This is a genomic window from Paenibacillus sp. FSL K6-3182, assembly GCF_037976325.1.
Classification (GTDB): Bacteria; Bacillota; Bacilli; order Paenibacillales; family Paenibacillaceae; genus Pristimantibacillus.
In genome coordinates this window covers 2,415,500-2,441,754 of sequence record NZ_CP150265.1, presented here as the reverse complement: position 1 = coordinate 2,441,754, position 26,255 = coordinate 2,415,500, and the positions used below count along the sequence as shown (strand labels likewise).

The 26,255-nt window shown below is 44.2% G+C and carries 18 protein-coding genes, 1 tRNA gene and 1 pseudogene; 2 read left to right on the top strand and 18 right to left on the bottom strand.

Features of this window, described 5'->3' with window-relative positions; genetic code table 11:
- Positions 1-72 precede the first annotated feature (72 nt).
- Positions 73-1,530, bottom strand: coding sequence for a sulfatase (locus tag MHH56_RS10450; RefSeq protein ID WP_339208095.1), 1,458 nt, complete (start codon positions 1,528-1,530; stop codon positions 73-75).
- Between the two features lie 556 nt (positions 1,531-2,086).
- On the opposite strand from MHH56_RS10450, the gene MHH56_RS10445 reads away from it, so the two are divergent.
- Positions 2,087-2,890 carry a helix-turn-helix domain-containing protein gene (locus MHH56_RS10445; protein WP_339208093.1) on the top strand — a complete coding sequence of 268 codons (804 nt, stop codon included), beginning with the start codon at positions 2,087-2,089 and terminating at the stop codon, positions 2,888-2,890.
- A gap of 237 nt (positions 2,891-3,127) precedes the next feature.
- Here MHH56_RS10445 and MHH56_RS10440 read toward each other — a convergent pair whose 3' ends face one another.
- From MHH56_RS10440 to MHH56_RS10365, 16 genes and pseudogenes are all read right to left on the bottom strand, one after another.
- Positions 3,128-3,910, bottom strand: coding sequence for a polysaccharide deacetylase family protein (locus MHH56_RS10440; RefSeq protein WP_339208091.1), 783 nt, complete (start codon positions 3,908-3,910; stop codon positions 3,128-3,130).
- On the bottom strand, positions 3,907-4,509 hold the full coding sequence (locus tag MHH56_RS10435; RefSeq protein WP_339208090.1) for a polysaccharide deacetylase: 603 nt from the start codon (positions 4,507-4,509) through the stop codon (positions 3,907-3,909). The genes MHH56_RS10440 and MHH56_RS10435 overlap by 4 nt, the downstream gene beginning before the upstream one ends.
- A gap of 433 nt (positions 4,510-4,942) precedes the next feature.
- Positions 4,943-5,032 (bottom strand): annotated as a pseudogene (locus MHH56_RS10430) (RNA polymerase subunit sigma-70); the annotation flags it as partial.
- A 378-nt stretch (positions 5,033-5,410) separates the two neighbouring features.
- Complete coding sequence (locus MHH56_RS10425) at positions 5,411-6,223, bottom strand: NAD(P)H-binding protein (protein WP_339208089.1); 813 nt, start codon at positions 6,221-6,223, stop codon at positions 5,411-5,413.
- Positions 6,224-6,285: 62 nt separating this feature from the next.
- The gene (locus MHH56_RS10420; protein WP_339208087.1) at positions 6,286-6,732 is read right to left on the bottom strand and encodes a MarR family transcriptional regulator; all 447 of its coding nucleotides are present in this window, start codon (positions 6,730-6,732) and stop codon (positions 6,286-6,288) included.
- A 295-nt stretch (positions 6,733-7,027) separates the two neighbouring features.
- Positions 7,028-8,317: an extracellular solute-binding protein gene (locus MHH56_RS10415; RefSeq protein ID WP_339208085.1), complete on the bottom strand. Its 1,290-nt coding sequence runs from the start codon at positions 8,315-8,317 to the stop codon at positions 7,028-7,030.
- Between the two features lie 41 nt (positions 8,318-8,358).
- Positions 8,359-9,519, bottom strand: coding sequence for an efflux RND transporter periplasmic adaptor subunit (locus MHH56_RS10410; protein WP_339208084.1), 1,161 nt, complete (start codon positions 9,517-9,519; stop codon positions 8,359-8,361).
- 106 nt (positions 9,520-9,625) lie between these two features.
- On the bottom strand, positions 9,626-10,501 hold the full coding sequence (locus MHH56_RS10405; RefSeq protein ID WP_339208083.1) for a carbohydrate ABC transporter permease: 876 nt from the start codon (positions 10,499-10,501) through the stop codon (positions 9,626-9,628).
- Positions 10,502-10,514: 13 nt separating this feature from the next.
- Entirely contained in the window at positions 10,515-11,426 is a 912-nt protein-coding gene (locus MHH56_RS10400) for a sugar ABC transporter permease (RefSeq protein ID WP_339208081.1), read from the bottom strand.
- A gap of 101 nt (positions 11,427-11,527) precedes the next feature.
- Positions 11,528-12,637 carry a HAMP domain-containing sensor histidine kinase gene (locus tag MHH56_RS10395; protein ID WP_339208079.1) on the bottom strand — a complete coding sequence of 370 codons (1,110 nt, stop codon included), beginning with the start codon at positions 12,635-12,637 and terminating at the stop codon, positions 11,528-11,530.
- Positions 12,630-13,325, bottom strand: a complete 696-nt coding sequence (locus MHH56_RS10390) for a response regulator transcription factor (protein WP_339208077.1) — start codon at positions 13,323-13,325, stop codon at positions 12,630-12,632. The genes MHH56_RS10395 and MHH56_RS10390 overlap by 8 nt, the downstream gene beginning before the upstream one ends.
- Positions 13,326-14,908: 1,583 nt before the next feature.
- Positions 14,909-15,154 carry a helix-turn-helix domain-containing protein gene (locus MHH56_RS10385; protein ID WP_339208076.1) on the bottom strand — a complete coding sequence of 82 codons (246 nt, stop codon included), beginning with the start codon at positions 15,152-15,154 and terminating at the stop codon, positions 14,909-14,911.
- Between the two features lie 62 nt (positions 15,155-15,216).
- Positions 15,217-15,378, bottom strand: coding sequence for a helix-turn-helix domain-containing protein (locus MHH56_RS10380; protein WP_339208075.1), 162 nt, complete (start codon positions 15,376-15,378; stop codon positions 15,217-15,219).
- Positions 15,379-15,491: 113 nt separating this feature from the next.
- Positions 15,492-21,587 (bottom strand): endo-1,4-beta-xylanase, encoded by a 6,096-nt coding sequence (locus MHH56_RS10375; protein WP_339208073.1) that lies wholly within the window; start codon positions 21,585-21,587, stop codon positions 15,492-15,494.
- 642 nt (positions 21,588-22,229) lie between these two features.
- Positions 22,230-22,303: transfer RNA gene (locus tag MHH56_RS10370), tRNA-Ala, on the bottom strand.
- Positions 22,304-22,459: 156 nt separating this feature from the next.
- Positions 22,460-23,848 carry a glycoside hydrolase family 4 gene (locus tag MHH56_RS10365; protein ID WP_339208072.1) on the bottom strand — a complete coding sequence of 463 codons (1,389 nt, stop codon included), beginning with the start codon at positions 23,846-23,848 and terminating at the stop codon, positions 22,460-22,462.
- Positions 23,849-24,023: 175 nt separating this feature from the next.
- Between MHH56_RS10365 and MHH56_RS10360 the strand changes: the two genes are divergently transcribed.
- Positions 24,024-24,875, top strand: a complete 852-nt coding sequence (locus MHH56_RS10360) for an AraC family transcriptional regulator (RefSeq protein ID WP_339208071.1) — start codon at positions 24,024-24,026, stop codon at positions 24,873-24,875.
- Positions 24,876-25,502: 627 nt separating this feature from the next.
- Here MHH56_RS10360 and MHH56_RS10355 read toward each other — a convergent pair.
- On the bottom strand, positions 25,503-26,249 hold the full coding sequence (locus MHH56_RS10355; RefSeq protein WP_339208070.1) for an ABC transporter permease: 747 nt from the start codon (positions 26,247-26,249) through the stop codon (positions 25,503-25,505).
- Positions 26,250-26,255: the final 6 nt, after the last annotated feature.

The window sequence follows — 26,255 nt, the reverse complement described above, 5'->3', positions numbered from 1 at the left end:
TCTCTCATGAAAATTGATTTAAAAGGACTGCTGGCGTTTCTTCAAACATTAATTATTTCAACATTTTCACTGCTAATTCTCTTGTGGATGCCTCTTTCTCAATTCCTCCACGTAACGTCCTCTGCCCGACTCGATCAGTCTTTCGGCATATTCGCTGAGGTTGCCCTTGGCATGATAGGGCCCGCCTTCTCGTATGACGGTCCAGAGCGGGTCAACATCGTGCTCCATCGACATCATCATCTGATCATGCCAGTCGAGCAGGCGGTATGCAGCCTCTCTGCATATGTCAGGGCGGGCGGGAGCCAAGTTGTGCAGCTCATGAATGTCATCCTTGATATGAAACAACATCTCTTTGTCGAACAAATGATAGCCATCGTGGTAGGTGCGGATGTAGAGCCATTCGTCGAACCTTACGCTGCGCTGGCACACATGTGCACATTGCGAAATAATGAGGCTGTCGCGTCCCGTATCTTCGCCCGTCAGTATCGAGTCGGCATAACTGCGTCCGTCCCAGCTCGGCGCCTGCTGAAGTCCCAACAGCTCCGCCATCGTCGGCGGCAAATCCAGATGATAGTGAAGGCCTTTATCCACATGACCGGCTATGCAGCCCGGCCAGCGGATGATCATCGGGATCCGGCATGTCGCTTGGTCTGCCGTACCATGTTCGCCGTAGATGCCAAGCTCGCCCATATTCTCTCCGTGATCAGCCGTTATAATAATTACGGTATCGTCCAGAATGCCTTTCTTCTCCATCGCGTTCAGAATCATACCGATGTTATCGTCCATATGGCGCACACCGCAATCGTACCCGTCAATCATACGGCGGAGATCATTGCGATCCACAAGTTCCCCGGGATGACGGGGATATTGGGGCGAGACACGGTTGTTATACATGTTGATCTCGTGCGCGCTGTGCGGTCCCACCTTTTCCCGGTGCGCTGCAAATATATCATCGGTAATCCATTCCGGGAGCGGATCGTCCTTGAACGGGTTCCCGAATTCCTCCGGCGCACGATATGGCGTATGCGGGTCCCAATAATTTACGTAAAGCATCCAATCATCCTGCTCGGCATTGCGCTCAAGCCACTCGAGCACGACCGGCGTCACCTCCTCAGCCGACTCCATGCCGCCCTTGCCCGTATTGTAAATTTCATTGAAGCCGGCATAGAACGTCCAGGCGGTGTGCCTTTCTCCGAACGGGCTGACAAGTGAGGTTTTCATCCCCGCGCTGCGGAACAGCGAAGGGAAGCTTTCACTGGCCAGCCTGCTGCGGAAATCACGGGATTCGCCTTCATGGCGCACATCTGCAGCTGTCCCTCCGTGACCGACAACCCCATTATGAATGCCGAATCTCCCTGTCATAAGCGCCGTTCTAGAGGGGAAGCACGGCGCATCGGACGTGTAATAATTATCGAAACGGACTCCTTCGGCGGCGATCCGGTCAATATGGGGGGAGGTATTCCTATGGTACCCGTAACAACCAAGATGGTCAGGTCTGGTGGAATCAAGATCAAGCAGCAATACTCGCATCGTTCAATCTCCTTTACTTCGATTATTAGTCGTTCGTCCCTGCAACTGCTGCAGCTCCTTGCTAGTAATTAGCCCTTGACTGCTCCAAGATTCCCATCGTGTTCGGATGGAAGCTACCGTCATCCTTCATCCCTTCGAATAACGCAAACACCTCGTCCTTGAGAATTGAGCTGCGTATTCGATTTTTATATTCGGGTATTTCTCCATAATTTCTTGAGAAATTGTTCGCGGACAGTCTTGATGCTGTCGCTCTTACGAAGCATCACCTGCTTTGAGAATTCGCCCGAATCTCCCGCAATGGCACCGTTTGCCGTGCTCTCGTTCGCCCGGTGACTACCTTGCTTTCATGTCGTTATCCCTTTCCCTAGAATGATAACGCCTTCTTTAAGCATTATCTTCAGTATAAGAGTCAGCCCTTTTCTTTGTCGATGTACATAATCTCCGGAAGATGTACATTTCAACACTAACTTGAAGATTTCAACACGTTTTCGGTTACATTGTGATAATTATCAATGCTATAATAAAGGCAACCATTTTCATTAAACGGGTGATGCTTATGCTGACAATTAGAGCTGTACATTTTGACGATTTCATCCCGAATTGGCGTACGCATTCCGAGATTATCAATTACAATGTCCTTGTTCTTGTCATGGAGGGCAAAGTTACTTACAGGATTGAAAACGAAGATTATACCGGTGAACGGGGAGACTTTATGTTTATTCCACATGGCTCGCGTCGCGCCGGTGAAAATCACCCTTCCGGCCCACATCAAAAGTTTACGATCATCTTCAACTATGAAGTTGATGCTATGCCATTCATTCCTTTTCTTCACGATAAGAAATTTGTACATTTCAAGCTGTGGAGGCTACAGTACTTGCATAGAAGATTTGAACGTTTATATGAGGAAACGCGGCAGGGGGAGAACTTTAGAACCTTCATTTGCCACGGCATCCTGCAAGAGCTGATTGGCATCATCGCAAGAGAACTAGAGAAGCCCGAGGTTACACCGATCAAAACGAAATATGCCGATATGATAAAACACTATTTGCTAGACCACTACCGCGAACAGATTGAGATCAAGGATCTCGCACGATTAATTCAGCGTTCACCGAACTATACGATCGCCGTATTCCGAGAGGTTATCGGACAATCGCCGATCAAATACATCCATCAATTGCGCGTGATAGAAGCATGTAACCTGTTGTTGAACTCCAACATGTCCATCTCCAATATCTCAAACTATTTAGGCTACTATGACACCTCTTACTTTTTCCGGGTATTCAAAAAATACACCTCGATGTCACCTACAGACTTCATGACCTACGGGAACCAGCAGGACGCGGCCCAGTTGTTCACCTGAGCTCAGTACCATAGCAAAACAGCCCGCAGGTATCTGCGGGCCCGGTTATAAAGAAGAAAACTATCCATTGTCGCTATCCGCGACGACGCGAAACCTGATACTCCCCGTCAAGCTGTCCGGCCTATTGCTGAACTCCCTTATCAGCCAGTGTTAGAGATCGGCTTGAATTTTTTTTTTGAAGTAGGAAGAATCCTTATTAATAAACGATTGTTCCGACTCATGTGTGTAACGAGATATTCATATAACCCGAGAATTGATGTGTTGTGTAGCATGAATATTCTGATCGATTTTATATCCTTTAACCACTCTTTTCTTTAATAGTTTATCTGTCCGTACATAAGCATACTGCTTGTGCTTAAGCTCTTGCAGAACTATTCGTAACCCCTCCAACATCTGCTTTGGCGCGTCTTCATCAGCACCTGCCGTATCGCCACTATCATGTAGTAGTACGATAGATCCGGGTTGTATCTTACTTAATAGTCGGTCTATTAATTTCTCGGAATTCTCTTGACGCTTCCAATCCCAACCCATCACGGACCAAAGCACAATGTCGTATGATTTGCGAAGCCAAAATAATTCGCCCATACTCAATACGCCCCACGGCGGGCGATAACTAGAAGGTCGCTCCCCGATAATTCCCTCAATAATATCTGCCGTACGATTGATATGCTGACGCTTTATTTTCCATGGAAATATAAGTAAGTTACATTTATGAATGTAGTTGTGAATTCCAACTTGATGCCCCTCATCATGAATTCTTCGTATTAAATGTGGATACTGTTCAGCTTTACTACCAAGTACAAAGAACGTTGCCAACACATCATATTCCTTCAGCAAATCTAGTAGTTCAGGTGTATAGCGTGGATCAGGGCCGTCATCGAAAGTAAAGGCGACCTCAGCCTGTTGTGCTTGTATACCTTTCTTATATACACCTAGACCAAAGACTCGTGACAATATTACGGGAATCATCATGTACACAAAGGAAACGATTAAAAACAGGACAGGTAGCCATTGAGTCATGATTGCACTTCTTTTTGATAACGATGTAACAACGTTTGTCTAGACATCATCAACATCATTGGAACCAGCTTTGAAGAGCTCTGCTTCACACGTTGCCTACCTACGGGATGTAGCACTCGTAGTAGAAATCTCAGGTATAATGTTAGCCATATTCTAAGACACTTTGATTGAATCGGATGTTGATTAAAACCTAATCCGTGAATGATCCCTCTGTGAAGGAGCGTGATGCCAGTCAAAGCTTTCACTTTCCTAAATTCAAGATTATGTTCCATCGCATAACTGATTTGTTCAAGCGATTTACGCAGCATCCGTGCTGTCATTAATGCTGTACGATCCGCACCTTTTGTACGCGACAGCTCCAACACCTTCTGATTATCCAGATGCAGTTCTCCCACATAATCTCCTGCATTTATATAGTATCCATCATGACAAGCTATGCTCTTCCCCTGATGCTTTCTAACGACTAGCTTACATATGCCATACTGTGTCACAGATACGCTACGTATCTTTGTGATTTGATCAAATAAACCTTCCCATGCCATCCATGCCGACTGCATTCCTGTTCTTGAAGCTGTACTAACAATATTCAAAATAGTCATTCAGCACTCTCCCTATGACAAACCACATTTGCTGTTCTCTCTCTGATTTATATTGTATGAATCAAGTCTCTCTTTTCTCTTACTCATACCTTACGAATTTCTTAAGCCAATATAAAAGTTAATAATAAGGGAGGACACCGCTCCATAAACTACACACACTTCCCTCCGCTTGAAATCAAAACATCCAAGACTAAATTAGCCAAGTACCAATCCAGCATGTCATAACGTGCACGAGCGATACTGTTACATCTCAACCATTGTTAGCACCTTCAATATTAAGCACTTCACATGTGTGGAGTGTTTATACAGAAAAAACCAAATGGAATCTCTCCCATTTGGTTTCATTTACTAATATAACATCGTGCAATCAAGCAATGACTTTATCACTATATTGGATAAATTCAGATGTAATATAAGAGCTCAGTTCATTATCACCGATTCGCCTTATAAACTCATGATAAAGCTTCATCAAAGCCCTTTTCTCTATCCGCGAAAGATAGCTCCTATTAATCCACATTTCCTCATGCCATTTATACCGGTCTTCCTTTTCCCAAATAGTTAAAGATGGGATGGCTTTCCCAGAGCACATCCAAGTTCCATATTTTAAAGAAACCTTGCAATCAATACCGCAGTATTTGAATCAATACCTCTCTCCAATTCGTCGAGCCTTTCACTTTAAGAGATTCATTGTTTTCCTTTAAAACCATTTCAGTGAGCCTTAACATCTTAGATAGTTTTTCTTCGTCATTATCTACTAAAGAAAATCTTCCGTTATTCAAATATTTTGAGTCAACAATCTGCCAGATTGACTGCCACCCAAAGAAAAGACTCCCGCTCCAAATACATACCTTCGGAATGAGCCCTCATCTGAAATTGCCAGTTAGCTTATATTGGGATATTTTCAAATTGTAATAAATGGCTTAATACTTTCTTTCAAAGTAGTGACTGGACCGCCAATTAATCTTTCCAAATCTGCTGAGGTTGAGGAAGTATTAATCTTGCCTAAAAAACCAAATATCCAGTTTTGGATCTGAGGATCTTGACGGATTGAAACGGGCTTGCCTGAAAGTTCAGACAGAACCATCGCAAGATCAGTGAACGTCCATGGACGAGGTGCAGTAAGCTCATATGTCTTATTCTGATGACCTGGTTCGGAAAGAACTGCTGCTATTCCTAAAGCAAGATCATTACGTGTCACAGTATTAAAATTCCAATCTCCGGGGTAAATGCTTAGCTCACCAGTAGCTATGGCAGCATCCAGACCAAGTACTCCAACAAAATCAGTATATAAGGAATTTCTGAGAAAAGTATGTGGAATTCCTGATGTGAGAATAGCATGCTCAGTAGCCAAGTACAAATTAGAGGGTGGAATTGAGCCATTTCCTAGAAAAGCAAAGCTTGTAAATAGGAGTTGTTCCACTTGCGATTTTTTCGCAGCTTCTATGACATGCGCATGTTGACGCAACCTAATGGTATCATCCTTATTAGAGCTTGAAATTAATAATAGCTTAGAAGCTCCGGTAAATGCTTGATCAAGAGTTTCACGTTTATCGTAGTCACACAGACGCACTTCAATTCCTTGCTCAAGAAATTCTTTAGCGTTCTTAAGGTTTCGAACACAGGCAACAATTTGATCTGCCGAAACTTTCTGAAGGAGTTGCTTGATAATTAAACTTCCTAATTTACCATTGGCACCTGTAATGACGATAGTCATCAAATTTCATCCTCCCTACTACAAATTTAGTTAAGCCCTTAACCAAATATCCAAAAAAAATGTCAAGTTCTTTGTAGTTTACTTAACAAAATAAGAAGTTGCCTCAATTCATGCTCTTCCAGCACTTTCATTTTTTCGGCAATCCTTTGACGATTTTCAGGTAAGTTTTTCAACAGGAGGCTCTGGCCTTCACTTGTTATTGAAATCACCGTTTTTCTACCATCCATAGGATGGCTTGCTCGATGAATTAATCCGTCATTTTCTAATGGGATAAGCAAAAGACTAATATTGGGTTTGGTAACACCAATTTTCTTAGCGAGCATCGAGGGTAGTATCGTACCTCCTTCCTTCATAATTTCAACCAAAATTCGAATTCTAGCTCCATTCAAACCTTTGGATTGCCAATATCTTTCCGATACATCGACTAAATTTGCTGTTACTTCAACTAAGGAAAAAAAAGCGAGCGAATGTAGAGGTAAATCATGAACGTATTCTTGCAAATCTTTCATAAAGTCACCACCAAAAAGTAGTTAAGCACTTAACTTAATTTACTGCATATATGCAGTATCTGTCAAATTCAAATACCAACCCGAGATATACCTTTTCCCTTAGATTGTCCCAATCGAGATCAGTGTTGTTTGGGCATTTGCCGGGGACACTAAGAACATTTCGCTCTGCAAATTCTATTACTTTCAAAAAAGAGAGAATACTATGTGAAGAAAATATAGCAAATACTATTTTCTACGTTGATAGCTTTAAAAAAAGCAGCGCATATGGTATGCGCTGCATCAGTTTCAATTTTTTCTACTCGTTTAATAAGGTTGTCACCTTGTTCTGAATCAGCTTGGCTACTTCCTCCGCAGACTTTTGCTCGCCAAAGAATGATCTGGACTCATCTCCTATAATAGACATCACACTACCGTCCGCATCAGAATGGTTATCCGCTGTACTAATGAGTTGTTTGAACTGAGTAAAGTCTTCGTCCGACACCTTCGGAATTTTCCCGTCTGAAAGCTTGTAGGTTCCGCTCTTAACTTGTTCCTGAATGTCGTTCATCTGCTTTTCATTCACAGATTTAAGCAGTGAAAACCCTTGTCTCTCTTGCAGGGATTGCCCTTCTTCGGATAACAAGAAGGCAATAAACTTCCAAGCTTCCTCTTTAACAGGAGATTTGGCTTGAATGGCGAACCGGGAATCGGTAATAATCCTCGTTCCACCTGTTTGTTCTGGCTTTTGCAGCAGCTTTGGATTTGAGAAGAATATATGTAGACCATTGATAAAGTCTCCAGGCGATTGCAAAACGGTAGAATAGAACATTTGCTTGCCTATATCCGCCGGTTCCGAAGTCATGACTTTATTATCGTACATTTTTTTAATTTGTTGCATTGCTTCCACGAATAGGAGAGAATCGAACTTTGCCTTTTTCGTTGTATGATCAACGAACTCTGTGTATTTATCCACAACCATTTCTTGAAGGAGCATCTCCGGCGGGTCATTCGCTATAGCATAGCGGCGTTCTGTGCCACTCTCCCCCAGTTCCTTCGAAGTCTTTTCAAACTCCTTCCAGGTCCAGTTCTTATCGTCAATGTTCTTGTTCTCAAGAATGTCCCCATCGCCTACGAATGCTCGCAGACTGAACCCGAAAGGCATGGCATACATACCGCCATTCAACTTCAATTCATCCAAAATATTCATTTGCAAATCACTTATACTCATTGTTTTATCTTGCTTCATAAGCTCATCCATGTTCAGGAGAAGCTTATTGCTCACATAATCGTCGATAGGCAAGCTGCTTATTTCGAAGATATCCGGGCCTTTCCCTGATAGTAGCGCTGTATTCGTCGTTTTTTGGTATTTCTGATAATCATCTGTGATCTGAATTTGCAGATCGATATCCGGATACTTTTCTTCAAACTTTTTCTCTGCCGCCTGATAAAATGCGCTCGATTGTTGCATAGACAAAGTAACGACTGTTTGACCCTCTTTGCTTACCGGTTTCTCCGTACTTGCCAATTCCCCGCTGCCTCCAGAGCTGCACGCGGTCATTGATGTCATTAAAATGCCAATACATATCATACACAGCCACTTATTCATCGAATGAATTCCTCCTATAATTTTATCGCATACCTATTTAACTATTGCAGACGAACGCGGTTTCCATCTTGTAAAGGCTCACTGCTTTCCAGAATAATCAGATCCTCTTCATAGAGGATATCCGATTGAATCATCGTTTCTTTGTCATTCGTTTCACTGGAATGAATTCGGACTTTAGTGGCAACAAAGACATTACCTAATGCACCTCTCTGCTCGTCAATTTTATAAACAAACATGCCGTCACGGTCCTGATGAATTGCCTCATTGGGAATGACCACCCCCTCTTGTTGTGAGCGTTTTTCAAGTTTGATCTTTGCCTGCTCACCCCCCTTCAGCTCAGTATCAAATACCTTTATTTGAAGAGCCTTCTGCGGGATCGATAGGGTCAGCCCCACTTGTTCACCAGATGAGCTTACGGTACGAGGTTGTGCATTCACCACTTCATGAATCGTGCCGTCGATCATACGGGTTTGTTGATCTTGGACTGAATCTACCATGACCTCTATCTTATCTCCGATCGAAATCTCCAAGCTAGAAAGCAAAGTTGAATCGGCAGAAATATCCATTCGATAACCTAGGCTGCTGTTTGAAATAAGAACATCCGGTTCTCCCGTTGATGTTAAACCTTCAAGGGCATTCAATTTTGTAATAACACCATCGAACGGAGCGGTTATTTCCTGTTGGCTTGCTAGACGGTCTCTCAACTCGTTGATTTTACGTTCCTGCATGCCTAGATCAAGATTTCGCGTTTCAATATCTCGTTTTACTTTTCGAATTCTGAGCTCGTCCTCTTCCTTGACTGACTCTATGTACTGATCCTGAATATTCCGCAACTCGATTTTCTGCTTGTCCCTGTTGGTTATTTCATCTTCCAATTCTCGTTCGGCAGTTTTGCTGTCATAAATGATTAGCTTTTGCCCCTTCTTCACATGATCCCCTTCTTTTACGAGAATCTTCTGTACCTTCCAGCCAGCAGGGTTCAATAATCTTGCTTCGGCGAACGGCTGCAGCATACCGCTACCTTCGATTCTAAAAAAAAGACTTCCATTGGCCGCCTTTTCCGTTCTCACTTTCGGCAAAGTGAGCGACTGCAGTGTGTTGCTGAACAACGTAAAAAATAGCAACAATCCCATAAAAACAATGAACACGACTTGAATGCTTCGTTTGCGCCTACGATCAGCCGGTTCTTTTTCCAACTCCATATCCCATCTTCCTCCTAAGAACATTCCGTAGGAAAGTTTAATTTGTAAGCATTGTTTGTGTTTTACTTATGCTAAGCTTGCCTTTCAAGCTTTAACCTCGCAAAAACTAGCCCTTGATGCCAGACAATTGTATACCTTCAATAAAATACGTTTCCGCATACAGAAACAGCAGCACCATTGGAGCCATGTAGAGCATAGATGCAGCGAAAGCAATTCCCAGTTCACCTTTAATACTGGATAAATAAACCGATAGCGGCTGCTTGAGAGGATCGTCTAGAAAAATAAGCGGCTGCTCTACCATGTTCCAGTAATCCACGAACAAGAGGATAATAAGCGCTGACAGACCCGGTTTGATCATTGGGATAATAATCTTGTAAAAAATTCGCAAATGTCCAGCTCCATCCATCTTGGCTGCTTCGATGTAGGCATATGGAATATCCAGCATAAACTGCCTTAGCATAAACACACCGAAAGCTGCGAAAATGCCAGGTAATATAATGGCATTCGAACTATTGAGCAGACCAAGCTTATCCGCCATAATATAATTCGGCACTAGCGTCACTTGGAATGGCATGAGCATCGTCAAGACATAGACCAGAAACAAGTGTTCCCGGCCGCGAAATCGCAGCTTGGAGAATGCGTAAGCAGCCAGCGCTGCTACGAGAGTTTGTCCTGCGATGATCGGCACTACCATAAATACCGAATTCCAGAACATCATTAGATATCTCGAGCTGCCCACCAACACCTTGCCATACTGCTCCAAAGTCACTTGATCCGGCAGCAGTTTTAGATTCGCAAAAGGGTCTTCTCTCCCTGCAGCGGCTTTGTTCATCTGCCCTATGGGTCCATAATTAATGCCAATTTCTTGTTCTGTCATAAGTGAATTTGTGAAAGTGATCACAATCGGGAATAGTAATAGAACTGCTATAATGACCATGACGACCGTTAATGCACTTTTTTGCAATACTTTAGCAACTAGCACGACCTTCCTCCCCCTATTCCATGTACTTCCGATGCCGGCGTTCAAGTGCAAACAGTCCCATGACGATCAGAAGAATACAGCCGACCATTAAGGTCGCAGCAGCAGTCATCTTCTGTATATCCAACGACGTGAACATATTGTTCATATAGTGCTGCATCATGTAAATACTGTCATGTGGATAGTCGCCTGCGATCAAATACGTTTCCCGAAATACTTTAAACGAATTAATGATCGACATAATAACTACTAAGAACATGGTGGATGTTAGATAGACAATTGTAATACTGCCAAACTGCCGTAAACGCCCGGCCCCTTCAATTTGGGCGGTTTCGTAATAATCCTTCGGGATTTGCTGAAGTCCCGCCAAGAATAAAATCACGTTATAGCCGATGTTCTTCCATAAATAAACGACAATGATTACATTTCTGGCCGCATCGGTCTTCATCCAATCCACACGTTCGATTCCAAAGCCACTCAGCCATGTATTCAAGGAGCCATTCCAGTCAAATAGAATAGTCCAGATCAGGATAATTGAAGCAACTGGAACGACAAGCGGCATCACATATGCAGTCCGCAGCCATTTGCGAAGATAGATATTTTTATTCAACAGCATTGCCAAACCTAACGACAGCAAAAGTATAAGAGGAACACTAATCACGCTAAAATAAAACGTATTGGATGACGCCTTCCGGAAGGAATGGCTTGCAAGTAACTCGCGGTAATTAGCCAATCCCACAAATTGGCTGTCTACCGTACTATCCATAAACGAATAGAACACCCCAATCGCAAACGGAATAAGGTAGAACAGTGCAAACCCTATAACGCTCGGTGCCAGAAACATCAAAGCCGCTGAAGCATCCTTGCGAATCGATTCTTTTATTTTTTTCTTCATAATGTTGACATGCCAAAAACCCCACTTCTTCATTCACAGCTCTCTCCTCCCATTCATACATTTAGAATAGGGCAGACTGTTAAATAAAGAAGTGGGGTAAATATAAAATTTCCCTTAAATACTCGACTTAAACATTAACTGAGTGTTTCAGAGCCGTTTTTATGCGGGAAACGGACTTCAAAAAGCGTACGAATTAAACTGCTTTGAGCCGAAATTGTGCCTTGATGCTGCTCCACAATATTTTTTGCAATAGACAAGCCAAGGCCGGTGCTCCCCTCATGATGAGTTCGCGCTTGATCGCCCGTAAAAAACATATCGAAGATATACGGCAGTTCTTCAGGGGGAATATGATCTCCATAATTGACCACTTGAATTAACACATTTTCTGCATCAAAGTTGCAATTTATGTCTATATACTGGCCATCATTTCCATAGCGAATCGCATTAGTCAGAAGATTTTCAAATACGCGTGCCAATAGCTCGCCGTCCCCCCTAATAGTCATATGCGGAGTCACATTCAATCGGGTTTCTAGGTTGTTTTTCTCAAAAACAGGGTATAGCTCCTCATTTAATTGAATGAGAAGCTCACTGAGATCGATCGGTTTTTTTTCAATGGTAAGCTTGCCATAGTTCATTCGAGTAATTTCGAATAGTTCGTCAATAAGTTTTTCTAAACGTTGAGCTTTTGTATAAGCAATGCTTGTATAGTGCTTGTTTTGCTCTGCAGTCAGTTGATCGTCCTGAAGAATGAAATCCAAATAACCTAGAACTGAAGTTAACGGCGTACGCAAATCATGAGCCAAATTCAAGACCAATTGTTCCTTGCTGTTTTCTGCAAAATCTCCTCTCTCCAAAGCTTGCTGTAATTTTTCACTTGCCAGATTAATATCTCTTGCAACATCCCCAAATTCATCATTGGATGGAATATGTATACGATTGTTGAACTCACCATTCGCAAGCTGATTAATTCCGCTAAATATTTCATTAAAATAAGCCGCATATCGTTTGGTGAGAAGAAAGAAGAACAAAAAAGAGAGAGGAATGAAAATAAGCAAAAAGAAGTTAACATCCCCAATATCTCTTATAAAATAACGGATTTTTGTCGATGGACTTTCGAATTTGGTCGTATAATAATAGATTTGGAGAGCTTTATAGAGCATATAGGTAATGGCAGCGGAAAATAACATGCTTAATCCAAAGAATTGAATCATTTTAAATCGAAAGCTTCGGATCATTTTAGCCATTGAATGAATATCCCACCCCCCAAACTGTTTTAATCAGTTTGTTTTTATGAATGTCTTCTCCAAGCTTCTTTCGCAAAATACTAATATGTACCATGACCGTATTGCTGCCTTCATAGTATTCATCTCCCCACACCTGTTTAAAGATGTTTTCCGCACTATAGACTTTCTTTGGATAACTGACTAGCAGATACAAAATATCAAACTCTTTTTGAGTTAGTTCAATAGGCTTGCCGTAAAGGAATACGGTGCGTTCTTCGGGATAGATGATCAGTCCGCCTGCCTCCAAAGCAAGTTTGTTCGCTTGCGCTGATTGATTAAACTGCATGGACCGCCTCAACTGAGCATTCACACGGGCAACCAATTCCATTGGGTTGAAGGGTTTGGTCACATAATCATCTGCACCTCTTATTAGTCCTGTAATCTTATCGAGGTCGGTCGTTTTGGCGCTTAAAAAAATGATAGGTAAATGATGCTTCTCTCGAATTTGTCTTGTTACTTCATAACCATCCAGTTTAGGCATCATAATATCTAAAATTGCCAAATCAATGTAATGCGTCTGAATAACAGAAACAGCTTCCTGCCCATCCAATACTTTAATGCAGCGATAACCCTCTTTTACTAAATGCAACTCAATCAGATCGGCAATCTCTGCCTCATCATCAGCTATCAGAATTGTGATCGACTTCATTCTTTCTACCCCTTTATCACCTTAATATTGCTTTTATTGTATCAGACGGAAATGCCTCCTGCTTGGAAAATACTTGACGTAGCTGCTACAATTCCCAACCAGGTTAATTAGTCCATGACTGGTTTCATACCCATCCTCTCCTTATTGAGACTCTTAAGCCCTAACCACAATTACACGGTCACAATAATAGCGACCAATCATAGGTTCCTCCTAATCCTTCATTAGCTTTAGGATAAGGAATACTATTAAAAAAGAAATGTGGTTAAAGATAAAGTTTTTCTTAAACTTCTAAATTAAGGGGCTGTCTGATTAAATAAAGAAAGAGCCAAGTGAAATACAGGATTAGATACCTGGATGATAATCTTTCTACCGACAATCTTTACAATTTCCTTCACTACTCTAAACCACTAAAAGTCTGCCGCTGAGCCAGAGAAATAGCCGATTGAAAATCAGAGGGAAAACTGAAAAATGAGCAAATAAAGTTTGATGTGAAAAGGCAGGAGAAGCAGGAGATAAAGCAGGATTTGAGGCAGAAGATACGGAGGGAAAATCAAGGAAAGCCTGATAAATCAAGGGATTCAAGGTTTGACGACGGGATCGAATTTGAGAATGGAAAGAAAAAGAGCCGAGCGAAGATCAGGACAAATGCGCCTGAAGATCGGTCGGCTCAGTAGTGAACTTTATTTGCTCAGTGGCAGACTTTGTGGGACAGCGGCAAACTTTAATTGTTATCTACAGTTATTTCTTAATAAGCGACACACAGCACTCCACATGTGTCGAGAGACTACCAAATTCGCTCTTGTAGACTGTGTAAATCTTGGTAAACATACCCCGAAGGTCACTGCACAAGTGTTTGATTGGTCAAATGGTTCTCCTTTTCCTTTGAAAGTGAGTCCTTGTAACTCTATTTGATGTACAGTAAATGTCCACCGCAACAAATCCGTATTCTTGTTTGCGGATGTTTCTAAGGTAGCATTCAAATATGAAGCTCGAATTGGTAAAAATAATAGTCCATAAACGATAAGAAAACCGTCATTAAAAGTTGACCCCGGATGAATGATGAAATCCGGAGTCCTCTTATTTTCTGATTATGGTGGACTCAAACGGGATAACGATATTCTGAGTAAACTTGCTGACTTCTTTGCTGCCAGCTTGGTATGCATGATGTCCTTAAAGGTACCAATGGGACCAAAATCCTACTGTGATGCAGGTTTTCAGATTTGGAGCACATCCCATTTCACACAATTGTAGAACGTGTATATTTCTTCTTCTTTCTGCGGATTATTGTTGGAATCCCTTGTATCCTCATTAGACGCTTTACGTGTTTGTGGTTAATTTTCCTTTTCATTTCAGTAGTGTGAGTTGACGGTAAGCGAAGATACCCTCGACTTTCCTGTACAAAGCCAACATGACTTCTGTTAAAATTTGAATCTCTAATTGTCGCTGGCTAGGCTTGTGGTTTAGCCATTTGTAATAACTTGATCTTGGAGCCCCCGTAACCTTGCAAAGAAGCTGTATGTTCAGCGATTCCGTTTGCTGAACGGCTTGTATCGCGAGATAATCGTTCTCCTGATGATGTTGGCTCAGCGACGCCTCCTTTGAAATGGGTATAACTTTTTTAAGAAAGCATTCTCCGCTCGAAGCCGTTCCATTTCGTACTCAAGCTTCTTTGTGGCAAGCCTCTGCTGATCTACTTCGGTCAGTTCCTCTGGTTGTTTTGTCCGCCCGCGCCCGTCTTTTAACGCATCCTGGCCGTCTGCTTCGTACTTCTTCACCCACCCATACACCTGCCGGTAAGAAACCTGAAACTGAGACAGTTCTCCAGACAAATAATCATTGACAGCCTGCAGCTAAAGATCTGCGGAGTAGCAACGATTGATTGGGCGGATATCTATCCGTCAATACCATATAACCGATAAAGATGTCGCCATTTTACGAGCGTGTTTTTACTCAGTTTAAATTTACTAACAGCGGACTTCAATCCAATTCGACCGCTCTCAATCTCTTGCACGATGGCTAATTTCTCTGAGGCACTAAGTTTATTTTCGGGCATGAAAAATGCTCCCCTCACAGCAAACAGGTTATATATTATTTCACCTGTCTACCGTATGGGGAGCATATCAAGATTCAATCTGCAGAGTAGCCTCTTTAGGCTATCTGAAACTCTTATTTACTCCAAATTCGCTGCAGGATAACTGCCGCTTCGGCGCGAGTGAGAGAGCTGTTCGGCGCCAGTTTGCCACTCGATCCTTGCACGATACCGGCATTGACCAGTGCTGCAACGCTGTCTTTCGCGTAATAAGCTATCGATGCCTCGTCGCTGAACGCATCCAAAGTGCCACCTGTCGGCAACGCTTTGCCTGCGGCTTTCGCCGCGCGCGCCGCGATGACCATCATGTCTTGACGCGAGATCTTGCTGTTTGGATCGAACAGATTGCTGCCCGTGCCTTGAATGATGCCGAGCTGCGCAGCGATCTTGACCGCATCGTAGTAGTATGCGGAGGAATCCACGTCGGAGAACATCGTTACGGAAGCATTGTTACCTTTAAGCTCCAATGCGCGAACGAGCAGCGACAGGAAGTCCGCTCTCTTGATGGAAGCATTCGGATCGTACGCGTTCTCACTCGTGCCGTTAATGATGCCGCGAGATGCCATCGCTTCGATTGCTTTCTTCGCCCATGGTACGGACTGAAGATCTCCGAACGATTTCACGACGAACACAACTGCATAGATACTGAAGTGAGTCGTCGAGAATTTGACAGTACCGCTTGCTGCATCGTAGCGGGCATTCGGCACAGGTGTCGCTTTGCCGCTGCCGTCGATGTACCAGATGATGATGTGATCCGGGTTGCTTAGCTCTTCAGCCGTCGGCGTGTAAGGTACGGATACCGTTACAGGCGCGTTCGGGTTGTTCCAAGCGACAACGGAGTCGCCTGCCAAAACTTCGAGACTAATGACCGGATGGTTACCGATTTGCTGGCGGACGTCATTGCTAAGTCCTTCTGTCGAGACCTTGCCCAAGCGAACCGATACGAACTCGGAGCTGCCGACTCTCGTGCCTGCCAGCATGTTGCCAGGAAGCTCGACCGTGCCGTTCACCGTCTTGATCGCAAGTACTGTCGATCCGGAATCTTTCAGGCTTTGAAGCGGCAATTGCACGTCGTATGAATTTGCGCCTGATGTTGCAGGAATGTCGATCGTAACTTTTTTCTTGCCTGCAGCGTTAGTTACAGCTTGATCGAACGCTTTCTGCAGATTGCCGGCAGAGATGTTGGACGATGCCTTACCGTTATTCACTGTAACTTTTGGTGTGATCTGGCCGTTTTCAACCGGTTGTTCAGTCACCGGAGGAGGCGTGTCTGTACCGGTCTGAGGCGAAGCGGCTCTCGTTGTTGCAGTCACAACTGATGATGCATCCGACACCAATTCCCCTTTAACTGCCTTCACGTAGTAGTAGTACTTCGTTGAAGCCTCCAGACCCGTATCCGTGAATTCGGAAACCGGTACGCCGGAAGCGATTACCGTGAAAGAACCGGATTCGGACGTTCCGCGATAGACGGAGAACGTTACGCTCGTGTCTGGAGTGGTGTTCCAATTCAGCCTGATTGAGGATTGGCTTTGAGCATCAGCCGTCAATCCCGTAGGTGCCGCCAAAACCTCCTCAGGAGGCGTTACAACCAGAGGAATCGTCGTTGCATTTACGACTGTGGATGCATCCGATACCAGTTCCCCTTTAACTGCCTTCACGTAGTAGTAGTACTTCGTTGAAGCCTCCAGACCCGTATCCGTGATTTCGGAAACCGGTACGCCGGAAGCGATTACCGTGAAAGAACCGGATTTGGACGTTCCACGATAGACGGAGAACGTTACGCTCGTGTCTGAAGTGGTGTTCCAATTCAACTTGATCGAGCTAGCGTTCACGGCAGAAGCCGTTACGTTCGCAGGCGCCGCCGGTGTCGTTGCAGAAGGATTCTTACCGAAAAGCGTAAGCACTCCAAAAACGGACGTGTCTTGATAACCTTGGCCGGTCAAATCGTTCCATGCGGCAACGCTCTGACGAGCACCGTTTTTACCGTCGTTGATTTGCACGTCAAAGCCTAGCTTCATGTTGTTTTCCGGCGTGATCGATGTAAACGGTATTTTCATTTCCACCGTGTAGTTCGTTCCGGAAAGAGAGGTGGCTGACTCGAAACCGGCTGCTTTGCTTGACGGATTAAAAGTTGCCTGGTTCATATAGTTTACTCTGTATTGTCCATCATCCGATTGATAGGAAGCTGTCTTACCATTATTCTCGTCTACGAACACTTCGACGGAATCTTGTTCATGCGCGTTCGGGCTAGTACTGTCCAGTTCCGCATTATCAGTAACTTGGATTTGCAAATACAGGTTGTGATCATCCCAGAGCGCTCTGGCTACACCGCGTGCACCTTGCCATGCCATCTGGAACTTGTTGATCGAGACTTCAGGCGCATCGCTCCAGATCGCGTCAATGGTTCCGTCTATGACCGGCGTACCGTATTTAGCGGAAGTTTGACTAGCGGTTGCCGAAGCCGGCGGGTGCTCCGCTATGAACTTGCTCGGATCGATAACGCCGTAATAGGCTTGCTTCGCTTGCAGGTTGTTATCGAAGAGCAACGGCGGTTGTTCTTTTCTCCAGCTCGTCGCGTCATTCAGACCCCAGAAGGTGACTCTGGCGATATTCGCGGCGTGCTCTTTGTAAATTTGGAATAGCTGCGCGTACAAGTAGCCTTGCGCGATTGCTTCCTTTTCGGTGATCGTGCCGCCGTTGCCGGCCGTTATGTCCAGCTCGGTAATGCTGATTTCAACGCCCAAGGAGATAAACCGCTCCAACGACGCTTTAACGTTGTCCGGCTTCGTGTTGACGTTGTAATGCGCCTGCATGCCGACGCCGTCGATCAGCTTTTTGCCCGGATGCGTAAGTGCGTACTTGTCGTTGATCTCTTTGACCATATTGTAGATTGCCGTAGCTTTGTTCTGGTTATCATCGTTGTAATCGTTGTAATAGAGCTTGATATCCCAAGACGGGTTTGCGTCCAGCACTTCTCTCGCCGCTAAGAACGCTTGCTCCACGTAATCGTTACCGATCGCCGTTTTCCAAGGAGAGGTGCGCAGGGCAGCAGCCCAATTCGTCGGATTAGAAGGATTGTCGTTCATCGCTTCGTTGACTACGTCCCAAGAAATCAAATTGTTGCCGTATTTGTCAGCGTAGTGCGTCATGACCGTTTGGATGTGCGTTCTCATATTGGCGAGTGCCTCGTCACGGCTCAAAGGCGAACCGTTCGAAGTAGTCATCCACGCAGGCGTCTGCTGATGCCACACGAGCACATGGCCGTGTACCTTCATCCCTGCGGCGATCGCTTTATCGACAAGCGAATCCGCATAAGTGAAAGTACCTTTCACCGCCTGTGTCGCATCCGGTTTCATGGCGTTTTCCGCCGTTACGACATTATGATGCAATTTGAGAAGCTCCAGGCGAGTGCCATCGAAATCCGCCGCGGATACCGCGTTGCCGATCAAGAAATCATCTTGGTACTTTGTCTTGATTGGCGTCAAGTCTTTTTGTACGGAGATAGGGATCGAGCCCGTGTTCACAAAGCTGATATCGTCGATGTAGAAAGAAGCAGTCTTGTTGCTGGAGCTCTCGACGTAAATGGTCAAAAATTCGTCGCCTACGCTGGAGTAACGATAGGTGCCTTCAAGCTTCACCCATCCGTCGGCAGCACTAACGGTTTTTGCTTGTATGGTATTGTAGCTGGCGGTGCTGCCGTTGCCGACTTGCGTGGACAACTGAAGCTGCGAGCTGGTCGGCGAGATCAGCTTGACCCATGCCGTTACTTTGTACTCGCTGCCTTTGTCTACGTTCTGCTCGACGCGAATCGTCGGACCGTGCCAAGAGTCCGTACGGTCTGCTACTTTCATCGCATAAGAACCGTTGTCAGTATGGTTGGCTTCATTCGTAACGGTCAACGTTTCCGTTCCCGCGCGGCCGACAAAGCCGCCATTCGATTGATCCTCGAACGTTACGGTATTGAATGGCACTGCAGGCGTTCTAGCAGGCTCAGCGCCAGGCGTAACGTCTTTGATTACGAATTCGTCCATATAGAAATCGGCTTTCGCCGTGACTGTTTCGTCTGAGCCGTAGATGTTCGCTTCGATCCACACTAGGAATTCGGTCGTGTTGGCTGGTACTTCGTAGCCTTTCACCTCGAATGACTTCCAGACGGTGTCCGTAACGACCTGGTTTTGGATAATCCATGGGAAGCTATCCGTACCGCCGGATTTGACTTTCGCGCCTAAGTGGTAGTTATCGGTTCCTTGAGCGGACCGGAGTTTGAATGAGATATCGTATTTATGACCGGATACCAACTTGCTGGTCAAATTAAGCGATACGGCGCTCTTTCTGTCCGAACGGTCCTTATACAGAAGGGATTTCGTTCCCTCGGATGCGTAGTCAGACGATACTACCGCAGTACCGGTGCCGTTCCATCCCAGATCCGCCCAACCGCCGAGCTGACCATCCTCAAAGCTTTGGGACAGGACGAAGAATCCTGGAGGAGGAGCTGCGCTTGTCTGGGTAATGACGATGTCGTCGATCGCGAAGCTTGTATTTTTACCGGCGTCTTCGGATTCGAAGTAGAGTTTAATTCCCGTAGCGGCGGTGTTATACGTATAAGTACCGCTCAGTTTCACCCAAGCACCGTCGGTGACCGTCGTCAACCCGATTACTTCCTTAAACTGATCGTTGCCGGTTAATCCGGATTGCTCAATCGATGCCTTTAGCTGCGTAGAAGCCGCTCCGTTATCCAGCTTGGCGTAGGCGGAAATTTCGTATTCTGCGCCTTTTTCAAGCGTATTCGTCAACGCTAGGCTCGGGCCGTGGTAATTTTGGGCGCGTCCCGTCACGAGAAGCGCGTTCGATCCGGAGTGGGAGACGGCATTCGTTACGGTCGCCGTAGCGCCGTTGCCGGTCCACCCATTTATGCCGTTTTCGAATTTCTCGACTAGAACGGCCGGTTTGACGACTTTCACTTGGAAATCGTCGACGTAGAAGCTAGCGGTTTTACTGCTGCTGCTCTGTAAGTAGACTTGCAGGGCATTGGCGTTCATGTCGTATGTATACTCGCCTTTGACTTGTACCCAAGCATCGGCTGTTACCGTTGCCGCGGAGCCTGGATTCAGGTACTCGTTGGCTGCCCCAGTCTGTTGAGCGCCGAATTGGATTGTCTCGGAGCCGGTCGTTCCCTCTTTGAGTTTAAGCCATGCGGAAAACTCGTAAACTGATTCCTTGTTCAGTTTGCCGGTGGCGGCGAGGTTAAAACCCGGGCCGTTCCAGTTGTCTGTTCTTCCTTGCACTAAGAGACTGCCAGTTCCGCTCTGAGCGGCATTGGTCGAAGCCGTTACCGTCTCGGTACCGCGCTTAAACCATCCTTGCGTGCCGTTCTCGAAGTCGTTCGAAACGACGATGTTCCCGATCGCTTCCGGTGTGGGAGGTGTAGGTCCGCCGATCGCGGCTGCGAAGGTATTTAAAGTATCGTCTTTCTTAATGAGAATACGTCCCATCGCCAAGGCGTCGTCATCGCCGCTCCAGGCTTTGAAACCGACATTAATTCCGTTCTCCGTCGCGGCTGCTTTTACGTCCGCGTTGTAGTTGCCGTAAGGATAGGCAAGAAGGATCGGATCTTTGCCAGTAATTCCTTTCAAGAACGTATTAGCGGATTGGATTTCCGCGGCCGCGGTCGCTTTGGTGATGCTAGTCGTCCATACGGCTTGATCATGCGTCTTTGTATGGTTTTGAAGACTGATGTTCGGGTTGTTTTTCAGCGTGTTCAATTGGCTCAGCGTCATTCCCCAAGAACCGATATTGTCCTGGATGACGAAAGATACCGCTTTCATATTGTACTGCGTCAATACTGGAAGCGCGTTTGTAATAAAATCCGGTGTTGCGTCGTCGAACGTCAGCAGGATCGGTTTCGAAGGAGCGGTTTCCCCGTTCACGATAATGTCGACGTACTGTTCCGCGGATACGGTGGTATAGCCGTTATCGTTCAGATACTTCATTTGTTTTTTGAAGTTGGCTGTGCTGTATTGATAATCTCCGGATGGATTATCGGTGATTACGTGGTACAGGATGACAGGTACCGTTGCGCTCGCAGCATTTGCATTTGGAGCATACCAAAATTGCGGCACTAACAGTGCAGCGGCTAACAGTGACAACAATAGCTGTTTGAAGCGTCTACTCATTTGATGTCCTTCCCCCTATAATGGATTTTGATGTTGCCTAAAGCGCTTTCAATTTTGATGTTGAATGACTTCTCCTTCCCGTATCTTCAATTATAATGAGCGTTTTAATAGGGCGGCACCTAACGAAGTAGAGATTCTACTATAAAAATTAAAGAAGATATTAGATCCGAACTTATGAACCACCAGCTAAATTCAAATAAAAGGATATATCATAAATGAACATAATTCAGCAGAGATCTTAGCGTTGTTCAGACACGGAATCGATTGGCTTTCCCAGACGAGCGTATGCTCATGTATTTTTAGGTCATTGTCGATCGCACTTTGAATTTCCGTGTATGCTTCTAGTGGATTCTCTTCACCATCGACAACCCCAAGCTCCCTAAGAGCCTCAGTATTAGCGATAAACTGCGGCAGAGTTACTGGTCAGCATGTTAGCTACACCTCTAGTACCACGTCCACTCAGCATGTGTGACGTTACAAAGAACCAAGCATTTGATTTCATTTTAGTAATTATGTAAAATAATTGCTGAATTTCAGCATACATACCTAAACTGTTCAAATGTTCTCAGTTAGGGATTTGAAATATCCAAGCACAAAATAAAATAAAAAAAACGGCATCTCTGCCGTTCTGATGATAAGGTATGGTGGAGCTAGGCGGAATCGAACCGCCGACTGATCGCTGCCAGCGACCTATTTCCCCCCTAAACTATAGCCCCATATTTAGTTGTTAACTTTTATGGGTGTTAAACTGGTAATGGTGTTCTCCCAACTGAGTTAAACCTAACAAAAATAGCTCATGCAATTTCAGCATGAGCTATTTCAAGTCTATTGTTTTGAAAATATTGTTTAGGTATTATGTTTGCCGTACTAGTTTACTCGTACCAATATTCGGGGATGATCTCCCTTTCCTTTTCCAACAACTCTTTAATAATTAAATCCGCATCATGTATGGAATTCACAAGCGGATCGGTCATCATCGCTCTTCTCAATTTCGTGTAGCTCCGTTCAACAACAGCCTCCGCAGTCAGTTCGTGCGTATCCAGCACCAGCTCCTGCATGCCCCGGATTCCCCTCGGCATTTCACCCATATGAAGCGGTTTGATTCCATCCATGCTTACTTCGCTTAACAACTCAAGGAACGAGTCGTTATTCATGTTGGTCACAGCACCGTTATTGAGCGTATTAATAAAGAACCGCTTGTTCAAATTCCCCACCATGTTTTCGATAATATCCGTAGCGTGATCGGGTCCGAAAGATTTCATATAATCGGCGATAGGATTTTTCCCTGAGATGAAGTCATCCACTTGCCGCCACATTTCCTCATGCCGTTTATACCGGTCTTCCGTTTCCCAAATCGATAAAGGCGGGATGACGTCTTCCCTCTTGCCAAGCCCCTGCCAATACCGGACATATTCTTTGGTATGGGCCGTACATGTTGGAATATACCCGAAAATGTTATAAAGTTCATAAGTGATTGCATCGTTATAAAGCGCCTTTGCTCCTCTATCTCCACCGTTGTTTTCCGTCCCTGCCGACCTCCTTAATGCCTCGGCAATCGGAGCCATAACATTCTTTCCGTCATACTCCGCCTTAAGCAGCCAGGTGAAATGATTGACACCAGCAACGCGGAAATCAAATCTCTGGTCGATCTCCTCATTGAATTCGCTTTGTTCCTGAATGATACCCGCTCGAATCGCGTAGTAAGCTTTCTTGTGCGGCATGTGATGGGAGTCGCAAAGCGCAAAGGATTTAAGATTCGGCGCATATCGGCTTAACGCGATCCCATGGACGGTAGATGGATTGATGTAATTGATTACCCACGAATCGGGACAAAGTTCCTCAATGTCTTTAGCGCATTCCATAATAACTGGCAGCTCTCTCATTGCCCTGAAGATTCCGCCTGGACCGATGGTATCCCCAGAGCACATCCGAATTCCATATTTTAAAGAAACCTGGCAATCGATGCCACGGTATTTGACGGTATCCTCAGCAAAGCTGAGAACGACGAAATCCGCTCCCTTCAATACCTGTCTCCTATTCGTCGAGCCTTCCACTTTAAGAGATACATTGTTTTCCTTTGCAACCATTTCGGCGAGCCTTACCATCTTGGATAGTTTTTCTTCGTCAGTATCTACTAAAGAAAGTGTTCCGTTATTCAAATGTTTAGAGTGAACCATTTGCCAGATTGACTGCCGCCCAAAGAAAAGACTCCCAGCCCCAATGATAACTACCTTCGGTTGTGAAACATTCGAATCCATCATGATCAAGTCCTCCTAACTGGTTATAACCTAATTATAGGAGAATGGTTTAAAAGTAGAATATGAGATAGTTTCACCTTCATGTCAAATAGTACGAATATTTGTGATTAACACATCCAGTGATATACTAAAATAATATGAGCAATGTCTTCTGGTTGAGGAATATAGAGGGATGCCAATGGATAAGAATATGCCGGATATGGGGATTCTCAATGAATTGTCGGAATTGATCTCGCTTCGAATGAAATCCTTCTTTGAGCTTACCCACGACACGAAATGGATTGAACACAAGGCACACACCGACTATGATCTTTGGTTCGTTCAATCGGGAATCGTTACCATTACTATCGATGGTTTTGAACATACAGCAAACCCGGGAGATGTGGTCTTTTTTTACCCAGGGGTTCCCTATATGGCAGCAGCTAGTGATAAGGGGTGCCGGTTTATTTATATTCATTTCGATTTTGAAATCGGCAAACAGCAACGAATTCTAAACGATTTTCAGCTCTCGGGGGTCATACCGCAAGAGCTGATCCGGGAAGAAGCCATTTTGTTCGGCAAAGCCTTTACGCAATCGAATCTATTACGAAGCATACCTGGAAACCGTTTATATTTGAAGGCTTGTCTGACGGCCGTTATTGCCAAAATTATTGAACTCTACGGACTAGGCCAATATACCGGCACATTTCTGAATGGGAGAACGTCAAGAAAAGTACAGAGCAATTTGGACGTGTTGCAGCCAGTGTTCAAATACGTTAATAACAATCTGCACAAATCTATTAAAATAAATGAGCTTGCAGCGTTTGTAGGCATATCAGAAAAATACTTTATCACTTATTTCAAGAAAGCCTTGGGCATTACTCCGGGACAATATATTTACCAGATTAAAATGAACAGGGCAAGAGAATATTTGAACGAAAAGAAATATACGATTCAACAAATTGCTAACCTTCTGGGTTATCCTGATCCTTATACCTTTTCGAAATCTTTTAAAAAATACTATAACGTTGCACCGTCAAAGTTCGAGTAAAAAGCTGTCAGAGGACATGCCCCTAACAGCTTTTTGTCTCCCGTTTCAGCTCAGGCACGAAAATAACTTGTTTCTCATTGACCCGATAGCGATCGCTGAGGTTCAAGCGTAATTTATATGCATATCATCAATAAATTGATAAGATGGGGATCCTTTATCAGCATCTAACCCTGAAAAAACCACTATAGATCATCCTGCTTTTGGAATGATGTACAGCTCTTTTGGTTCAGCCGCCAAAATGTTGAAATTATTCCTTACGAGATCAATTTTATTATCTCATCATTACATTAAGCCTCAACAAATATATATTTTGCTCTTCTCAATCTTCAGCTGTACCCGATCCACAATATCGTCCGCTTCAGTACCTAGGATATCGATCAACGTGATCTCTTTGATTTCCTTATCCGTACAGCGAAACGTCCTTGCGTATTTACATCAACACATCTCAGTTCGTCCCCATAAAATATTGTTCATGTTTCCGCACTCCACATGTGTGGAGTACCACAACCCAATCAAAAACTGCACCTCTGTCCGTATCTGAATTAAAAGTATGGTGGAGCTAGGCGGAATCGAAGCGCCAACTAATCTAAGCCCCCGTGCTTATTCTAACTTCAAGTATTCATTTTTTTATTTCAGATCCTCTTTGATCTTATATCTGATGGCTATAAATGAAAATATAACTATGAAAACAATCGACACGCTAGCTACATGAACAAGATCATTTATATTATCAAAATCTCTTGCGCTTAAGATCGTATTAACTATTAAGAAAGAGGACAAATGAACGTCATCAATGATGGATTCCAAGACAGTTACAATCATTCCAAAAACATTCAACGATAGAACAAATCCAACTACAATACTAGCAATCAAGCTTCTACTAATGATGGAGATGCATAAGATTACAATTGAAAATGCCCAATGAAGTAAAAATTGGCCGATCAACAATTTCGCAAAATAACCCCCATCTCCAATCATTGCATGGTTAAAGAAAATTGATCTTCCGATCAAATCCGCAGCGATCATTACAAAAAATGTAAGCAAAGTGAATAGGCCTGCAATTAATATTTTTGAAATAACAGTGTACATCCGCGCACGCTTCATGGAAATGTAATTTTTATAAAACCCAGAGTTATGTTCACTCATATAGAAGTAAACAACGAATACAGCAATATAAATCAGCGGCCACAATGGGATTTGAGACATCATGACTTGGATGAACTGACTTTCGTTCATCGAGCTGATCAACATAACCCCACTTTCTCCGGGCTGCTCGTATTTTCCCAACATAAATATACCGAATATTTGAAAAGCAAAAAAAATTAACAGTAATATATAAATCATTTTATTTGATTTAAAACGGTGAAAGTCCATTTTGAG